The sequence below is a fragment of the Kitasatospora sp. NPDC058444 genome (assembly GCF_042721415.1).
Lineage (GTDB): Bacteria > Actinomycetota > Actinomycetes > Streptomycetales > Streptomycetaceae > Kitasatospora.
In genome coordinates this window covers 1-17287 of sequence record NZ_JBHXLL010000070.1, presented here as the reverse complement: position 1 = coordinate 17287, position 17287 = coordinate 1, and the positions used below count along the sequence as shown (strand labels likewise).

Here is a 17287-nt window from a genome sequence, read left to right as displayed (position 1 = left end):
TCATGAACGTGCCACTGCACCGAGCCACGTCTGTCGGGTTTTCGGTGCGAACGCCTTTTGGGCGTCGGTCAGTTGTCGTTGCTTTTGCCGCGTGCGGTCGGACAGCCCGGGAAAGGTCGGCTCGAAGGCATTTCGGGGCGGGCTTCCAGCGACGCGCCCACCGTACTTGGCCGTCTCCGGTGGGGTCCATAGTTGTGATCGACTTGTCGGCCGGCACCCCCTCGGCCGGGACGGCGCCGCGCGAGCGCGTGATGCCCGAGGCCATGAATTGACTGTCCGTCATCACAACGGCATCGAGTCGACTCAGGCCTGACTGAGCCCGGCCGAAGGCGCGCGGAACACGACGCCGGCCGCGGGCCCGCAGCGTCGACCCCGCACGCTTCGCAAGGAGCGTGCGGGGTCGACGGGTCGGCGTGGGATCAGCCGGCGAAACGCCAGACGTGGTCGTCGTAGCCGTCGTAGACGCCGCCGTGCCACGAGCTGTCGTAGCAGGGGTAGACGGTCAGGGGCAGGTCGTTGGCCCGGTCACTTCCGTCGCCGGCCCAGCCGGCCACGTCCAGGCAGAGTCCGTTCTTGTAGTTGACGATCTCGTAGCCCCCGTTGCCGACCACGTCGACGAGGTACCACTCCTGGTTGTCGTTCGCGGGATCGGAGTTGCACGTGTACACGGACACGTGGGCGCCGACCGGGGCGGCGCCGTAGTCGGGCAGGTCGAGGCAGTAGCCGCTCTTGGCGTTCGCGAACTGGTACAGCGGCCGCCCGTCGACGGTACGGGTCTGCTCCAGGTTCCACATCTGGTTGTCGTACACGCCGTACGCGCAGTTGTACTGGCCGACCTGGGTGTCGAGCGGGTTCCAGCCGTAGCCCGGCAGGTCGGCGCACTTCCCCGTGGTGACGTTCTCGAGCGCGACGGTCTGGAGGTACGTGGCCGCGTGCGCGTCGGACGCGAAGGAGAGCGGGAGCAGCGCCGCGACACCGGCGGCGGCAAGGAAGCGGGCGGCTTTGGGCATCGGCATGAGGATTCCCCCATCGTGGGCGGTTTGGGCGGGAATTCCGTGCGTGAATCGCCTGGCTCCGACAGAGCTGCGATCGGGCACGAGGATAGGGGAATCGAATGCGGCGCGAACCGTCGAGGATTCGATGACGGCCGAAAATGATTGCGCGACCGAAAGGCGCCGGTGATCCGGGTCAATAGAGGCGAGCGACCCAGGCGGATCCTGACGGTGAATCAGGAAACGTCGTAGCCGGCGGCGTCCGCCACCCCTGATGCCGGTCCGGTGCCGGTCCGCGGGCACGGGATACTTCCGGTGATCATCGAACTGGTGGTCACCGGTGGGGCGAGGAGGGGGAGGCATGGCGGGGTTCGTCGAAGTGGATGTGGTCGAGGCGCTGGCGCGCGGTGGGGCCGAGGCGCAGGACCGGGTCCTGGAGGAGCGGTCGGCGGAGGTGGCCGACGAGATGGCCAACGGGTTCGCCCGCCGGCATCCGGAGTTCGCGGCGAGGTCCGGATTCGCCCGCTGGCAGCTGGTGGCACTCGCGGCCGGGGCGCTCTGCTTCCTGGCGGCGGTGGTGGTCGCGCCCATGGTCGCGCTCCTGCTGCTGACGCCGCTGGCGACGGCCTACAGCCTGCTGCACGCGGTGGTCGCGGCGGCCGGGCTGCTGAGCGGCGAACGCGGCGGGACCCCGGAGGAACCGCCGCTCGCGGACGCGGACCTCCCGTTCTACACCGTGGTGGCGCCCGCCTACCGGGAGGCCGGGGTGATCGGCGCCCTGGTCCGGCACCTGGCCGCGCTGGACTACCCGCCGGACCGGCTGGAGGTGCTCGTCCTGGTGGAACGGCACGACCCCGACACGATCCGGGCGGTGCTCGCCGCCGATCCGCCCGCCTTCGTCCGGATCGTGCGCCTGCCGCCCGGTCCTCCGCAGACGAAGCCCCGGGCCGTGAACCTGGGGCTGATGCTGGCCCGCGGCGAGCTCCTGGTGATCTTCGATGCCGAGGACCGGCCGGACCCCCTCCAACTGCGCCGCGTCGCCGCCCGGTTCGCCTCGGCCGACGACCGGCTGGCCTGCGTCCAGGCACAACTGCTCTTCCACAACGCCGAGGTGAACTGGCTGACCCGGCAGTTCGCCATGGAGTACGCCCTGCGCTTCCGGTGCTCGATGCCCGGGCTGGTGCGGCTCGGCATGCCGATCCCCCTCGGCGGCACCAGCAACCACTTCCGCACCGACACCCTCCGTACGCTCGGCGGCTGGGACGCCTGGAACGTCACCGAGGACGCCGACCTCGGCATGCGCTGCGCGGCGCTCGGCTACCGCACCGAGATGATCGAGACGGTGACCTGGGAGGAGGCCCTCGACGTGCCGGGGCCGTTCGTCCGCCAGCGCACCCGGTGGTTCAAGGGCTTCCTGATGACGGCGATCGTGCACACCCGCCGCCCGCTCCGGACCCTGCGCCGATTCCGCGCCTCGGGGCTGCTCGTGCTGCTCGGCGTGGTCGCGAGCGCCCCGGTGACCGCCCTGGTCCTGCCGGTGACGGCCGCCCTCACCGTGCTCGCCGGGTCGGGCCTGTTCCGGTCGTCGCCCGGTGCCGGGCTGCTGGCACCGGTGCTGGTCGCCCAGGGGGTGTCGGTCGTCGCGCGGATCGGCATCACCTTCGCGGCCGCCCGGCGGGCCGGCCTGAGCGGGTGGCCCGCGGTGTTCGCCCCGCTCTACTCGGTGCTGTGGTCGATCGCGGCCTGGCGGGCCGTCCACCAGCTGGCGTTCTCCCCGTTCAGCTGGGAGAAGACCCCGCACGTCGGCCAGGGGCACGCCGACGGCCGGCCGGCCGGTGTCGCCGGCGCACCGTCCGACGGCGTGTCGTCGACGGCCTGACGGCCTGACGGGTTCCGGGGACGCCCCGCTCGCCCGGTCGGCGCATCCGCCCCGCCGCGCCCGCCGACCGGGCCGGCCGGGGGCGCCGTCGACGGGCCCACCCCGCGCGGGTGCCCGCGTCCGGCCGTGCCGGTCCGCCTCCGGAGGGCACCGGCACCGTAGGGTCCACTCCGAGAAGAAGACGGGGCCGACCGGTCACGCGGACCGGGGCGCCACGACGGCGCCGGGCCACGGCACGGACGAGCAGGAACGGGACGAAGGGAACCTCACGTGCGACAGCGCAGTCTGCGGGACCTCCGGGTGTCGGCCATCGGCCTCGGCTGCATGGGGATGTCCGCCTTCTACGGCACGGCCGACCAGGACGAGGCCACCGCGACCATCCGGCACGCCCTCGACCTCGGCATCACCTTCCTCGACACGGCACAGGTCTACGGACCGCTCACCAACGAGTCCCTGGTCGGCGAGGCCGTCCGGGGACATCGCGACGAGTACGTGATCGCCACGAAGTTCAACTACCGGATGGACGGCGCCGTACCGGGCGACATGTCGACCGTGGGACGCCAGGACGGCTCCGCCGAGCACGTCCGCGCATCCGTCCACGGTTCACTCGCGCGGCTCGGCACCGACCGCATCGACCTGTACTACCAGCACCGGGTCGACCCGAACGTGCCCATCGAGGAGACCGTCGGCGCCCTCGGCGAACTGGTCGCCGAGGGCAAGGTCCGGTACATCGGGCTGAGCGAGGCGAGCGCGGAGACCATCCGCCGCGCCCACGCCGTCCACCCGGTCACCGCCGTGCAGAGCGAGTACTCGCTCTGGACCCGGGACGTGGAGGCCGAGGTGCTCCCCGCCTGCCGGGAACTCGGCATCGGCTTCGTGCCGTACTCCCCGCTCGGCCGCGGCTTCCTCGCGGGCCGGTTCAGCTCCCCGGACGAGCTGGACCAGGACGACTTCCGCCGCACCAACCCGCGCTTCACCAGGGCCAATCTGGCGGCCAACCTCAAACTCGCGGAGAAGGTGAAGGAGATCGCCGCGGAGAAGGACGTCACCCCGGCCCAGCTGGCGATCGCCTGGGTCCTGGCCCGCGGCGAGCACCTCGTGCCGATCCCCGGCACCAAGCGCCGCACCTACCTGGACCAGAACGCGGGCGCCGTCGACGTCGAGCTCACCGCGGACGACCTGGCCCGCATCGACGCCGAGCTGCCCGAAGCGGCGGGCGAACGCTACGACGAGGACGGCATGCGGGCGGTGAACCGCTGACCGACCGCTCCGACGGCACAGCGGCCCCCGGACCAGCGCCCGGGCCGCCGACGGCAGCGGCATCGTCGCATCCCCGGGTGTCCTGGACACCGGCCAGGACGACTACGACCCCTCTCTGCCCAGACCCGGCGCCACCGCCGGGGACCTGATCGCCGCTCGGGGCGGTGGCCCGGCGGATTGCCGGGCGGGTACAGCACGATCGCCCTGGTGCGGCCCGTCGTGGTGTGGCACCAGGGTTGGTGTTGCGGTCGGTGACGTCGTTCTCCGGGCCCGCCAAGCAGCCCGGGAAGGACACTGTTCAAACCAGTGGGAGCGCTCCCACTGTGAGGGATGCCCCTGGTTGGGTCAAGAGGCTTGAAGAGTCGAACGCCTCCGCCGACAAAACCCGGCAACTCCTCTTTTCCTTGGCGGCAGTTGGCGCTACGGTCGGTGCCCACCAGTGGGAGCGATTCCGTCAGTCGACGCGCAGCACGTGGCGCGTCCTCGCTGCAAGGAGTCGCTCATGCGACACCCCCCACGTCTCACGGCGCTGCTCGGCGGCGCGGCCCTCACCCTGGTGAGCGCCGTGTCCGCCGCGGCAGGTGCGGGCCCGGGCACCGCGGCAGCCCCGACTGCATCGTGGCCTACTCCACGGTCAGCCAGTGGGACGGCGGTTTCCAGGCTTCCGTCGTCGTCACCAACAACAGCGCGCCCGCCAGTGGTTGGAGCCTCGGCTTCGACTTCGCCGGCGGCCGGCTCGGCCACGCCCCCTCGGACCCGGCCGGCGCACTGGCCGCCGCCCGTGTCCCCCTCGTGGCGGGCGAGATCGGTGAGAACACCTGCGGGCACGCGTTCGTCGACCGCGTCATGAAGTGGTTCGACGACCGCGGGCTCTCCTACCTGGGCTGGACCTGGAACACCTGGGACTGCTCCTCCGGTCCTGCCCTGATCAGTGGTTACGACGACACCCCCACCGCATTCGGCGTCGGGCTGCGCGACCACCTGCGCGCCCTGAACGGACGCTGAACCGACACCGCGCGAACACCGAGCGAACATCGGAAGGGATCACCACACCATGAGCCGCACCACGCGCACCACACGTGCCAGGCGCACCGCCGGCCCCGCCCTCGACCGGTTGCGCGGCAACCGGACGGCGCTGCTCGCCGCTCTCGGCGTGCTCACCGCCACCGGCGCCACCGCCACCGCGCTGTCCACCTCGGCGGGCGCCGCCACGGCCGGCTGCCGGATCGACTACCAGGTCTCCAACCAGTGGGGCACCGGCTTCGGCGCCAACGTCGCCGTCACCAACACCGGTGACCCGCTGAGCTCCTGGATCCTGGAGTGGACCTTCACCGGCGACCAGCAGGTCGCCCAGGGCTGGAACTCCACCATCAGCCAGTCCGGTACCGCCGTCACCGCCCGGAACGTCTCGTACAACGGCAGCCTGGCGACCGGTGGTTCCACCTCCTTCGGCTTCAACGCCTCGTACAGCGGCGCCAACCCCGTGCCCACCGCCTTCAAGCTCAACGGCGTGCTGTGCAACGGTGCCACCACGACCCCCACCGCGACGCCCACCCCCACCCCGACCGGCACCCCGACCACCACTCCCACCGGCACCCCGACCACCCAGCCCGGCAGCCGGGTCGACAACCCGTACGCCGGCGCCAAGGTCTACGTGAACCCCGAGTGGTCCGCGCACGCCGCCGCCGAGCCCGGCGGCGGCAAGGTCGCCAACCAGCCCACCGGCATCTGGCTCGACCGGATCGCCGCCGTCACCGGCGCCAACGGCACGATGGGTCTGCGCGCCCACCTCGACGAGGCACTGCGCCAGAAGGGCAGCGGTGAGCTCGTCGTCCAGCTGGTGGTCTACGACCTGCCCGGCCGGGACTGCTCCGCGCTCGCCTCCAACGGCGAGCTCGGCCCGACCGAGATCGGCAGGTACAAGACGGAGTTCATCGACCCGCTCGCGGCGATCCTCGCCGATCCGAAGTACGCGGGGCTGCGCATCGTCACCGCGGTGGAGATCGACTCGCTGCCGAACCTGGCCACCAACACCACGCCGCGTGCCACCGCGACCCCCGCGTGCGACGTGATGAAGGCCAACGGCAACTACGTCACGGGCGTCGGCTACGCGCTCAAGAAGCTGGGTGCCGTGCCCAACGTGTACAACTACGTCGACGCCGGGCACCACGGCTGGCTCGGCTGGGACGACAACCTCGGCGCGTCCGCGGAACTGTTCAAGCAGGCCGCGACGAGCGAGGGCGCCACGCTCGCCGACGTGCACGGCTTCATCGTCAACACCGCGAACTACAGCGCGCTCAAGGAGAAGAACTTCACCGTCGACGACAGCGTCAACGGCACCTCCGTCCGCCAGTCCAAGTGGGTCGACTGGAACCGGTACGTCGACGAGCTGTCCTACGCGCAGGCGATGCGGGCCAAGCTGGTCTCGCTGGGCTTCGACCCCCGGCTCGGCATGCTGATCGACACCTCGCGCAACGGCTGGGGCGGCGCCGCCCGGCCGGCCGGGCCCGGGCCGCGGACCGGCGTCGACGCGTACGTCGACGGCGGGCGCTACGACCGGCGGTTCCAGACCGGCAACTGGTGCAACCAGTCGGGCGCGGGCCTCGGTGAGCGCCCGCAGGCGGCCCCGGAGCCGGGCATCGACGCGTACGTCTGGATGAAGCCGCCGGGCGAGTCGGACGGGGCCAGCAAGGAGATCCCGAACAACGACGGCAAGGGCTTCGACCGGATGTGCGACCCGACGTACACCGGCAACCCGAGGAACAACAACAGCATGTCGGGCGCGCTGCCGGACGCGCCGCTGGCCGGGGACTGGTTCTCCGCCCAGTTCCAGGAGCTGCTGAAGAACGCCTACCCGGCGCTGTGACACGGCGCTGATCGACCCCGACCGTCCGGAGCCCGCGGGGTTCCGGACGGTCCGCGGGTGCTCAGGAGGACTTCCGCACCACGAGCTCGGTCGGGAGCACCAGGTGGGACGGCTCGACGTCCTCGCCGGCGATCTGCCGCAGCAGCAGCCCGGCCATCGTGCGGCCCATCTCCTCGATCGGCTGGCGGACGCTGGTCAGCGGCGGGTCGAGGTGGCGGGCCACCGGGGAGTCGTCGACGCCCACCAGCGCGACGTCACCGGGCACGTCCAGGCCGGCGGCCCGCAGCACGGCGAGGGCTCCGACCGCCATCAGGTCGGAGGCGGCGAACACCGCGTCCAGGTCGGAGCACCGCGCCAGCAGCTCGCGCATCGCCCGGCGGCCGCCGTCCTCCGTGAAGTCGCCGGTGGCGACCAGGCGTTCGTCCACGGGCAGCCCGGCCGCCGCCAGCCCCTGACGGTAGCCGGCCAACCGCCCCTGCGCGGCGTCCATGTCCAGCGGACCGGTGATGGTGGCGATGCGGGACCGACCGCGCCCGGCCAGGTGCGCGACCGCCGAGCGGCCGGCTCCCACGTTGTCGGAGTCGACGTACGCCACCGGCTCCTGCGGCGAACGGCGCCCGTTGAGCACGGCCGGCAGGCCCAGTGCGCGCACCTGGTCCGGCAGCGGGTCGTCCCGGTGGACGGAGACCAGCAGGACGCCGTCCACCCGCTGCGCCGCGAGGTACTGCTCGAAGCGCTGCCGCTCCTGTTCGGTGCGGATCAGCGTGAGCAGCAACTGCATGTCCGCTGTGGCGAGTTCAGCGCTCACGCCACGGATGATGTCCAGGAAGTACGGTTCCGCGAGCCGCGCCTCGGTCTCGGGCACGACCAACGCGACCGCGTCCGTCCGGCTGCCGGCCAGCGCGCGGGCCGCCCGGTTCGGCACGTAGCCCAGCTCCGCGATGGCCCGGCCCACCGCCTCCTTCGCCTGTTCGCTCACCCGCGAGGACCCGTTGATCACCCGGGACACCGTGCCGCGCCCGACCCCGGCCCGGGCCGCGACCTCCTCCAGGGTCGGCCTTCCGGTCTGCCGTCCGCCCACTGCCCACGCGCCTTCCGCCGCCGTCCTCGGTCTCCCGCCGCCTGGCAGCGAATCCTAGATCACCGGGACTCGGCGCCGCCACGTCCCGTCCGCTTTCAGGAAATGGAGCCAACTTCCCAACCAGTGGGCACTTCAAGGAAATTCGGTTACATCTCTTGACATCGGATCAGCCGGGGAAGAACCTTCCGCATGTGGCATGGGAGCGCTCCCATGCATCCGAGGGCCGTCACCCGCGCCACGGCGCCACCCGCGGGCGAAGCCCTGAACACCACCCCGGACGAGGAGAGTGGAATGCCCACCGACACCACCAGACGCCGACGCCTCACCGCGCTCGCCGCCCTGGCCGCGAGCACCGCCCTGCTGGCCGGCTGCGGCAGCGGCGGCACGGGTTCGAAGGCGGACGGCGGCAGCGGGACCGTGACCCTGCGGATCGGTACCTTCGGATCCTTCGGGTACGACAACGAGACCGGCGCCAAGCTGTACGCCGAGTACGAGAAGCTGCACCCGAACGTCAAGATCGTCGAGTCCAACGTGGCCGACGGCCAGAAGTACTGGGACACGCTCAAGCTCCGGCTCTCCCGGGACAGCGGCCTCGCCGACATCCAGGCCGTCGAGGTCGGCTACATCGCGGAGGCCACCGGGCCCGCCCTGGCCGGCAAGTGGGCGGACCTCGGCAAGACCGGTGGCGCCGATCTCGGCGCCTACCTGGACTGGAAGGTCAAGCAGGCCACCACGGCGGACGGCAGGGTGATCGGCCTCGGCACCGACATCGGCCCGATGGCGATCTGCTACAACAAGGACCTCTTCGCCAAGGCCGGGCTGCCGACCGACCGCGCCCAGGTCGGCGCGCTCTGGGCCGGCAGCTGGGACAAGTTCCTCGAAACCGGCCGCGGCTACCAGGCGAAGGCGCCCGAGGGCACCGCCTTCCACGACTCCGCCAGCGGGCTGTTCAACGCCGTCGTCTCCGGCGAGCCGGTCCAGTACGCCGACGCCAAGGGCGAGCTGGACTACCGGAACAGCCCCGGGGTGCGGAAGGCCTGGGCCGTCGCCACCAGCGCGGCCACCGGTGGACTCAGCGCCAAACTGCGGCAGTTCGACGAGAAGGGCACCTGGAACGCGGGCTTCAAGAACAACCGGTTCGCCACCGTCGCCTGCCCGAGCTGGATGACCGGGATCATCAAGGACCAGGCCGGTCCGGAGAACCAGGGCAAGTGGGACATCGCCCCCGCCCCCGTCGCGGGCAACTGGGGCGGTTCCTTCCTCGCCGTCCCGAAGTCCGGCCCGCACGTCCAGGAGGCCGCCGAGCTCGCGGCCTGGCTGACCGCCCCGGCGCAGCACGCGAAGGTCTTCGCCGTCAACGGCAACATCCCCTCCACCAAAGAGACCCTCTCCTCCCCCGCCGTCCGGGACGCCGTCCTGCCGTTCTTCGGCGACACCCCGGTCGGCCGGATCTACTCGGAGGCCGCGGCCGGCATCAAGTCCGTACCGATCAGCCGCTGGGACGGCCAGGTGAAGACCTTCATCACCGACAACGGCATCCTCGACATCGAGCAGCGCGGCACCGACCCCGCGCAGGCGTGGACCAACGTCGGGAAGCTGATCGACGACAAGATCCAGAAGTAGCGGGGCCACCACCCAGGGCGCGCCGGGCACCCGGCGGCCCGCCCTCTCCCACCGACCGGAAGGACTTCCCGTGTCCACCCCCGTCCGGGGGGCGGCCGACGGCACCCCGCTCCCGTCCGCCCCCGCCCGTACAAGCGCCCCGCGTCCGCCAGGGAAGCACCCGTCCGGGAGCGGCCCGTCCGGGAGCCGCCCACCCGGCCGCAGTCGGCGCCTCGGGCTGCACCGCTGGGACATGAAGGCGGCGCCGTACGTCTTCGTCGCGCCGTTCTTCCTCTGCTTCGCCGCCTTCGGACTCTTCCCACTGGTCTACACCGGCTGGCTCTCCCTGCACCGGGCCGAGCTCGGCGGCGAGCCCCGATGGATCGGCCTGCACAACTACACCGCCCTGTGGGACAGCGACTTCTTCTGGAACGCCCTCGGCAACACCTTCACCATCGGCGTGATCTCGACCGTGCCGCAGCTCCTGCTGGCCCTCGGCCTGGCCCATCTGCTCAACTACCGGATGCGCGGCCGGGGCTTCCTGCGGGTCGCGGTGCTCGCGCCGTACGCGACCTCGATCGCCGCCGCCACGCTGGTGTTCGCCCAGCTGTTCAACAGCGACTACGGGCTGGTCAACACCGCGATCGGCTGGGCGGGCTTCCACCCGGTGGACTGGGAGTCCTCCAAGTGGCCCGCGCAGATCGCCATTTCGGTGATCGTCACCTGGCGCTGGACGGGCTACAACGCACTGATCTACCTCGCCGCGATGCAGGCCGTCCCGCAGGACCTGTACGAGGCGGCGGCGCTCGACGGAGCCTCCCGGGCCCGCCAGTTCCTCAGCGTCACCATCCCCTCGATCCGCCCCACCATCCTGTTCACCATCGTGGTGTCCACCATCGGCGCCACCCAACTCTTCGGCGAGCCCATGCTGTTCGGCGGCAGCCTGGGCGTCAGCGGCGGCAGCGGCAACCAGTTCCAGACGCTCAGCCTGCTCATGTACGAGAAGGGCTGGGTGACCGGGGCGCTGGGCCAGGCGTCCGCGATCGCCTGGGTGATGCTCCTGCTCCTGCTGTCCGTGGGCGCCGTGCGGGCACTCGTCGCCCGTGTCCGCCGAAGGAGGGGCTGAACCGTGAGCACCGCTTCCGCCACCCGTCCCCGGTGGCGTCCGTCCGCCGGGCGCCAGCACCACGCCGGCCCGCTGACCTACGTCCTGCTCGGGCTCGCCGCCCTGGTCTCGCTCTTCCCGCTGTACTGGAACCTGGTCGCCGCCTCGCACTCGGGCGAGCGGGTGGTCCAGCCACCGGCGCCCCTGCTGCCGGGCCCGCACCTGTTCGACAACCTGGCCTTCGCCTGGAACCAGGTCGACATGGGCCGGGCCCTGGTCAACACCACGGTGGTGGCCGGTCTGGTGGCGCTGTCCACCGTGCTGTTCGCCACCCTGGCCGGGTTCGCCTTCGCCAAGCTGCCCTTCCGGGGCCGCAACGTGCTGCTGGCCGTGGTCGTCGCCACCATGACCGTCCCCCCGCAGCTCAGCGTCATCCCGCTCTACCAGATCATCACGGACCTCGGCTGGGCGGACCGGCTGCAGTCGGTGGTGCTGCCCTCGCTGGTCGCCGCGTTCGGCGTCTTCTTCATGCGGCAGTACCTGGTCGAGGCCCTGCCGGTGGAGCTGGTCGAGGCCGCCCGGGTGGACGGCGCGCACAGTCTGCGGATCGTCTGGCACGTGGTGTTCCCGGTGGCGCGGCCCGCCATGGCCGTGCTCGGCATGCTGGTCTTCGTCCAGTCCTGGAACGACTTCTTCTGGCCCTTCATCGCCCTCACCCCGGACGGCAACCCGACCCTCCAGGTCGCGCTCGCCGGCCTCGGCTCGGGCAACCACAGTGTCGACCAGGCGATCGTGCTGACCGGCGCGCTCATCTCCACGGTGCCGCTGCTGCTGGTCTTCGCGTTGCTGGGCAAACACATCGTGGGCGGCATCACCGCCGGCGCCGTCAAGAACTGAGCCCCTCGGCACCCTCCTCCGAGGACCGACCCCCACCACAGGGAGAATCCCATGCCCTTTCCCCCGACCACCGAGCCGCCCCGGTTCCCGGCCGGCTTCCTCTGGGGCGCGGCCACCTCCGCCTACCAGGTCGAGGGCGCCGCCGCCGAGGGCGGCCGCACCGCCTCGATCTGGGACACCTTCTGCCGCACTCCGGGCAAGGTGTTCCAGGGCCACACCGGCGAGGTCGCGGTCGACCACTACCACCGGTTCCGCGAGGACGTCCGGCTGATGGCCCAACTCGGGCTGACCGCCTACCGCTTCTCGGTCTCCTGGCCGCGCGTCCAGCCCACCGGCCACGGCCCGGGCGTCCAGCTGGGCCTCGACTTCTACCGCCGCCTCGCCGACGAGCTGCTCGCCGCCGGGATCACCCCCGTCGCCACCCTGTACCACTGGGACCTGCCGCAGGAGCTGGAGTCGGCCGGCGGATGGCCCGAGCGCACCACCGCCGAGCGGTTCGCCGAGTACGCCGCGGTGGTGGGCGAGGCGCTCGGCGACCGGGTCGGCCACTGGACCACCCTCAACGAGCCCTGGTGCAGCGCCTTCCTCGGCTACGGCTCCGGCGTCCACGCCCCCGGCCGCACCGACCCGGTGGCCGCCCTGCGGGCCGCCCACCACCTCAACCTCGGCCACGGCCTGGCCGTCACGGCGCTGCGCGGCGTGCTGCCCACGGCCGCCCGGCTGTCCGTCGCGCTCAACCTGCACGCGCTTCGGCCGCTCACCCCGTCCGCCGCCGACCGGGACGCCGTGCGCCGGATCGACGCCGTCGGCAACCGGATCTTCCTCGGCCCGATGCTGGACGGCGCCTACCCCGAGGACCTGCTGGCCGACACGGCCCGCCTCACCGACTGGTCCTTCGTCCGGGACGGCGACCCGAAGGAGATCCACCAGCCGCTGGACTGGCTGGGCGTCAACTACTACACGCCCACCGTCGTCTCCGCGACCGCCGAGGGTACCGCCCCCGCCCGCGAGGACGGCCACGGCAGCGGTACGGCGTCCCCCTGGCCGGGCGCCGACCGGGTCGGCTTCCACCAGGCGCCGGGCGAGCGGACCGCGATGGGCTGGGCCGTCGACCCCTCCGGCCTGCACCAGCTGCTGACCGACCTCGCCCGACGCCGCCCGGACCTGCCGCTGATGGTCACCGAGAACGGCGCGGCGTACGTGGACGAGCCCGACGCCGACGGCGCCTTCGACGACCCGGAGCGCGCCGCCTACCTCCACGCCCACCTCGCGGCGGTCCACCGGGCGCTGGCCGACGGCGCGGACGTGCGCGGCTACTTCGCCTGGTCCCTGCTGGACAACTTCGAGTGGGCGTACGGCTACGCCAAGCGCTTCGGCCTGGTCCACGTCGACCTCCCCACCCAGGCCCGCACCCCCAAGACCAGCGCCGGCTGGTACGCCCGGGTGGCCCGCACCGGCGAGCTGCACCCGCCGACCGCGCCGTAGGCCCGGGGCGGCCGAGGGGGGAGCGGCCGCCACGCCGCCGCTCCCCCCTCCGGGCGCTTTCCCGGAGTGCCTTGCGCCCACCGGGTGGGCACCGCGTACCGTTGGCCCGCGCCGAACCTCCGTGACCTGGTGTTTCCGGTTCGATGGCGCGTGGTGTCACCGTCGCCTGCAAGGAGCAGACCCCTGAGTACGTCGTTCGCGGAAGCACTGTCCATCGGGTTGCTGGCGCTCGTGTTGGTCTGCGCGGTGGTGCGGCCGTGGGGCTGGCCGGAGGCCGTGGTCGCGGTCCCCGCCGCCGGGCTGGTGGTCGCCACCGGCGCGATCTCGCCCGCGCACGCGGCGGCCGAGGCGGAGCGGCTCGGGCCGGTGATCGGCTTCCTCGCCGCCGTCCTGGTGCTGGCGCAACTGTGCGACGACGAAGGGCTGTTCCGCGCCTGCGGGGCGTGGATGGCCCGGACGTCCGCCGGGAGCCCACGGCGGCTGCTGGCGCAGGTGTTCGTGGTCGCCTCGGTGGTCACGGCGGTGCTCAGCCTGGACGCCACCGTGGTGCTGCTGACGCCGGTGGTGTTCGTGACCGCGGCCCGGCTCGGCGCCCGGCCCAAGCCGCACGTCTACGCCTGCACCCACCTGTCGAACACCGCCTCGCTGCTGCTGCCGGTCTCCAATCTCACCAACCTGCTGGCCTTCGCCGCCAGCGGGCTGAGCTTCACCCGGTTCGCCGCGCTGATGGCGCTGCCGTGGCTGGCGGCCATCGCCGTCGAGTACGTGGTGCTGCGCCGGTTCTTCGCCGCCGACCTGGACGCGGGCGCCCCGGCCGCGGGCGAGGTGGCGGCCCCGGAGATGCCGCTGTTCGCCCTCGTCACCGTCGCCTGCACGCTCGCCGGATTCGTCCTGACCTCGGTCATCGGCGTCGATCCGGCCTGGGCGGCCCTGGCCGGCGCGCTCGCGCTCGCCGTCCGGGCCCTGGTCCGGCGCACCACCACCCCGGTGGCGATCGTGCGCTCGGCCGCCGTGCCGTTCCTGGCCTTCGTGCTGGCGCTCGGCATCGTGGTCCGGGCCGTCGTCGACAACGGGCTGGCCTCCGCCCTGGGCCACCTCGTCCCGCACGGTGAGTCGCTGCCGGCCCTGCTCGGCACGGCGGCACTGGCCGCGGTGCTGGCCAACGTCATCAACAACCTGCCCGCCACCCTCGTGCTGCTGCCGTTGGCCGTCCCGTCCGGCTCCGGGGCGGTCCTGGCCGTGCTGCTCGGGGTGAACATCGGCCCCAACCTCACGTACGCCGGTTCCCTGGCCACCCTGCTGTGGCGGCGCATCGTCCGCGAGCACGACACCGACATCGGCCTGGGAGAGTTCACCCGGCTCGGGCTGCTCGTGGTGCCCGCCGCCCTGGTCGCGGCCGTGGTGGCACTGTGGGGATCCCTGCAGGTCTTCTGAAGACCCTTCCGGGGGTCTTCCGAGCACGAGGAGCACCGTGACCGTCGTCGTCTGGATCACCGAAGGCACCTGGCCCGCCTGCGTGGACGCCGCCCGCGCGCACGCGCCGCAGGGCGCGGAGGTCGTCCTGCTCCACGTCAGCGGCCAGGAGGTGCCGGGCGTCGCGCACGGCGCGTTCGCCGGGCTGCTCGGCCGCGGCCATCGCGAGCGGGACCCCGGCACCCGGGTGGAGACCCTGGCGGCGGCCTCCGCCCGGCACCTCCTGGACTCCGCGGCCGACCGCCTCGGCCGGCCCTGCGCCCGCGTGGAGCGCACCGGACGCGTGGAGCGCGAGGTCGTCGCCGCGGCCGAGGGCGCCGAGCTGCTCGTCCTCGCGCGCGACGGCGACCGCACCCGGCTCGGTCCGCACAGCCTCGGCCCCGCGAGCCGCTTCGTCGTCGACCACGCGCCCTGTCCCTTGCTGCTGGTCTGGCCGGAACCCGCACCGGACACCGCCACGCTCCCTCCCCCGCCCGACCGGCCCTAGGTATAAAACTGCCGGACGTTGGTGACACATGGATCTCCGACTACGACGGAGTCCTGTCATGCCCCCTTCGCAGCTACAGCAGCAGGACCGCCAGGCCCAGCGGCGCCTGGCGCTCCTGAGACACGCCGAGGAGGTCAGCGGGAACGTCTCGCAGACCTGCCGGTACTACGGGATCAGCCGCAACTGCTTCTACAGGTGGCAGCGGCGCTACCGGGAGGAGGGAATCGAGGGCCTGCGCGACCGCTCCAGCGCGCCGCACCACAGCCCGAACGCCACCGATGCCGACATCGTGAACAAGATCGTCTACCTGCGGCAGAACTACCACTTCGGCCCGATGAAGATCCAGATGTACCTCAAGCGGTATCACGACATCGACATCGCCTGCTCCGCCGTCTACCGCATCCTCAAACGGCTGGGCCTGAACCGGCTGCCCTCGTCCCAGCGCTACCAGCGGCACGACAAGCGCCACACCCGCTACGAGAAGCAGCTGCCCGGCAACCGCGTCCAGATCGACGTCAAGTTCATCGAACCGATCGGCGTCCCGGCCCCAACCGCGCCCCAGGACCCGGTCCCGGTCACCGGCAAGGCCCCCAAGACCCGACGTCGGGCCAAGTACTACCAGTTCACCGCCATCGACGACTGCACCCGGCTGCGTGTCCTGCGGATCTACCCGCGGTGCGACCAGAAGACAGCCGTCCAGTTCCCGGACTACGTCCTGGAGCGGCTGCCGTTCCGCGTCGAGGTCATCCAGACGGACAACGGCACGGAGTTCCGGTCCGCCTTCCACTGGCACGTGCTCGACAAGGGCATCGCCCACACGTACATCAAGCCGGCCTCCCCGCACCTCAACGGCAAGGTCGAACGCTCACACCGCATCGACGCCGAGGAGTTCTACCGCATGCTCGCCGGTGTCGTCACCGACGACACCGGCGTCCTCAACGACAAACTCCGAGAATGGGAGGACTACTACAACTTCCACCGCCCACACGGCGCTCTCGGCGGCCAGACACCCTACGAACGCCTCAAGCAGAAGACCGAGACCCAGGTGTAACCGAGCTCCGGCAGATGCACAGACGGAACAACCGTCCGATCATGCCCACCGGGCGGGGGAAGCTCACCCCAATTAGTTGGCTCTGCCGCCGCCTGCCTCCGGCCACCCGGGCACCTTCACGTGTACCCGCCTGAGCACAGCCGGCCGTGCGTACGCCGACAGATGGCACACAGGCCGAAGATCTTCGGCTCGGGCTCCGGGACGCTCGTGGGCACCGCCAGCCCCAGGCGCCCGTCGGGTGGAGCAGCCGATGGTAAGCGCGGAAGTCGGAGGCGGGGTCGGGCAGCATGTGGACGCTCATGCTCCCCGTGATCACGTCGAAGCTTCTACTGGGGAAGGACGGTTGCTGACCGTCCATCACGACCGCCCTGACGTGGTGTGGCCCGCCCCATGCGCGTCGTCATTGGTGGCCTCGAGCATGGCGGCAGCCAGGTCGAGGCCGGTCACGGAACCGGCGGGTCCGACCGCTCGTGCAGTGGGGATAAGCGCCGCACCCCGGCCGCAGCCGATGCGGAGGACGGACTCTCCCGGCGAGACGGACGAGAGCACACGCGTCCTCACCCTCACTTCGCCGACAAGCAGGCACTGGTCACAGCGGTCCCCGAACGCCTGGACGAACGCCAGTACCAGGCCCTCCTCGCGACTCCCGCATGGCGTGACCCCGTCGTCCCGTCAGCGTCATCGTCAAAGCGGCCTGGCAGCGGCGCTCGGCCCGCTGGAACTGGCCATGACCCGGCTCGTCCGCGAGATCGAGGGACTCGCCGCCGCGGGCCGACTTGTTCTCCCCGGGCCGGGGTTCATCCGCGGCCGCGCCAAGCTTCCCGGACGCGTGGGACCCGTCCCAGGGCCGGCCGGACGGGGCAGCAGGCGGTCGCGGCCACGAACGAGAACAGCAAGGCGGCCCACACCTCGAAGGAGGATGGTCAGCCGCCGTTTCCGAAGCGTTTGGCGCCGCGGTGAAAGCGGCCCGAGGCCGAGAAGGGGGGCCCTTCCTCGGCCTCGGGCCCGTGTTGCTACCAGGTGCCGGTGATGGGGGTGTCGCCGTGGTTCCCGAACGAGACCCGGTAGGCCAGGGTGCTCGAGTCGTAGGCCGCGCCCAGGAACTCGGC

The 17287-nt window shown here is 71.9% G+C and carries 14 protein-coding genes and 2 pseudogenes; 12 read left to right on the top strand and 4 right to left on the bottom strand.

All coding sequences use genetic code 11. The features are described from left to right. Positions 1–419 precede the first annotated feature (419 nt). Positions 420–1010 (bottom strand): RICIN domain-containing protein, encoded by a 591-nt coding sequence (locus ACFWP2_RS38115; protein WP_380460445.1) that lies wholly within the window; start codon positions 1008–1010, stop codon positions 420–422. Positions 1011–1353: 343 nt separating this feature from the next. Between ACFWP2_RS38115 and ACFWP2_RS38110 the strand changes: the two genes are divergently transcribed. From ACFWP2_RS38110 to ACFWP2_RS38090, 5 genes and pseudogenes are all read left to right on the top strand, one after another. After that, on the top strand, positions 1354–2871 hold the full coding sequence (locus ACFWP2_RS38110) for a glycosyltransferase family 2 protein (protein ID WP_380460443.1): 1518 nt from the start codon (positions 1354–1356) through the stop codon (positions 2869–2871). A 270-nt stretch (positions 2872–3141) separates the two neighbouring features. Next, positions 3142–4131, top strand: a complete 990-nt coding sequence (locus ACFWP2_RS38105; RefSeq protein WP_380460441.1) for an aldo/keto reductase — start codon at positions 3142–3144, stop codon at positions 4129–4131. 330 nt (positions 4132–4461) lie between these two features. Beyond that, positions 4462–4851 (top strand): annotated as a pseudogene (locus ACFWP2_RS38100) (cellulose binding domain-containing protein); the annotation flags it as partial. Positions 4852–4896: 45 nt separating this feature from the next. Continuing rightward, a pseudogene (locus tag ACFWP2_RS38095) lies at positions 4897–5136 on the top strand (cellulose-binding protein); the annotation flags it as partial. Positions 5137–5185: 49 nt separating this feature from the next. Next, complete coding sequence (locus ACFWP2_RS38090) at positions 5186–6997, top strand: glycoside hydrolase family 6 protein (protein WP_380460439.1); 1812 nt, start codon at positions 5186–5188, stop codon at positions 6995–6997. 61 nt (positions 6998–7058) lie between these two features. Here the strand turns inward: ACFWP2_RS38090 and ACFWP2_RS38085 are convergent, their stop codons facing one another. After that, positions 7059–8078 carry a LacI family DNA-binding transcriptional regulator gene (locus ACFWP2_RS38085; protein WP_380460437.1) on the bottom strand — a complete coding sequence of 340 codons (1020 nt, stop codon included), beginning with the start codon at positions 8076–8078 and terminating at the stop codon, positions 7059–7061. Positions 8079–8369: 291 nt separating this feature from the next. Here ACFWP2_RS38085 and ACFWP2_RS38080 point away from each other — a divergent pair, with 291 nt between their 5' ends. From ACFWP2_RS38080 to ACFWP2_RS38050, 7 genes are all read left to right on the top strand, one after another. Next, entirely contained in the window at positions 8370–9701 is a 1332-nt protein-coding gene (locus ACFWP2_RS38080; RefSeq protein WP_380460434.1) for an ABC transporter substrate-binding protein, read from the top strand. Between the two features lie 70 nt (positions 9702–9771). Continuing rightward, the gene (locus tag ACFWP2_RS38075) at positions 9772–10806 is read left to right on the top strand and encodes a carbohydrate ABC transporter permease (protein WP_380460432.1); all 1035 of its coding nucleotides are present in this window, start codon (positions 9772–9774) and stop codon (positions 10804–10806) included. A 3-nt stretch (positions 10807–10809) separates the two neighbouring features. Continuing rightward, the gene (locus ACFWP2_RS38070; protein ID WP_380460430.1) at positions 10810–11682 is read left to right on the top strand and encodes a carbohydrate ABC transporter permease; all 873 of its coding nucleotides are present in this window, start codon (positions 10810–10812) and stop codon (positions 11680–11682) included. A 51-nt stretch (positions 11683–11733) separates the two neighbouring features. Continuing rightward, positions 11734–13167 (top strand): GH1 family beta-glucosidase, encoded by a 1434-nt coding sequence (locus ACFWP2_RS38065; RefSeq protein ID WP_380460428.1) that lies wholly within the window; start codon positions 11734–11736, stop codon positions 13165–13167. Between the two features lie 183 nt (positions 13168–13350). Continuing rightward, positions 13351–14601, top strand: coding sequence for an SLC13 family permease (locus ACFWP2_RS38060; RefSeq protein ID WP_380460455.1), 1251 nt, complete (start codon positions 13351–13353; stop codon positions 14599–14601). A 37-nt stretch (positions 14602–14638) separates the two neighbouring features. Next, positions 14639–15127, top strand: coding sequence for a universal stress protein (locus tag ACFWP2_RS38055; RefSeq protein ID WP_380460426.1), 489 nt, complete (start codon positions 14639–14641; stop codon positions 15125–15127). 58 nt (positions 15128–15185) lie between these two features. Continuing rightward, positions 15186–16178 (top strand): IS481 family transposase, encoded by a 993-nt coding sequence (locus ACFWP2_RS38050; RefSeq protein WP_380460424.1) that lies wholly within the window; start codon positions 15186–15188, stop codon positions 16176–16178. On the opposite strand, the gene ACFWP2_RS38045 is transcribed toward ACFWP2_RS38050, so the two are convergent. Next, entirely contained in the window at positions 16150–16539 is a 390-nt protein-coding gene (locus ACFWP2_RS38045) for a methyltransferase domain-containing protein (protein ID WP_380460422.1), read from the bottom strand. The two genes, ACFWP2_RS38050 and ACFWP2_RS38045, sit on opposite strands and share 29 nt — an antisense overlap. Next, a complete protein-coding gene (locus ACFWP2_RS38040; RefSeq protein WP_380460420.1) occupies positions 16536–16727 on the bottom strand; it encodes a methyltransferase domain-containing protein in 192 nt (63 codons plus the stop codon). Before ACFWP2_RS38040 ends, ACFWP2_RS38045 begins: the two co-directional genes overlap by 4 nt. Between the last annotated feature and the right edge of the window lie 560 nt (positions 16728–17287).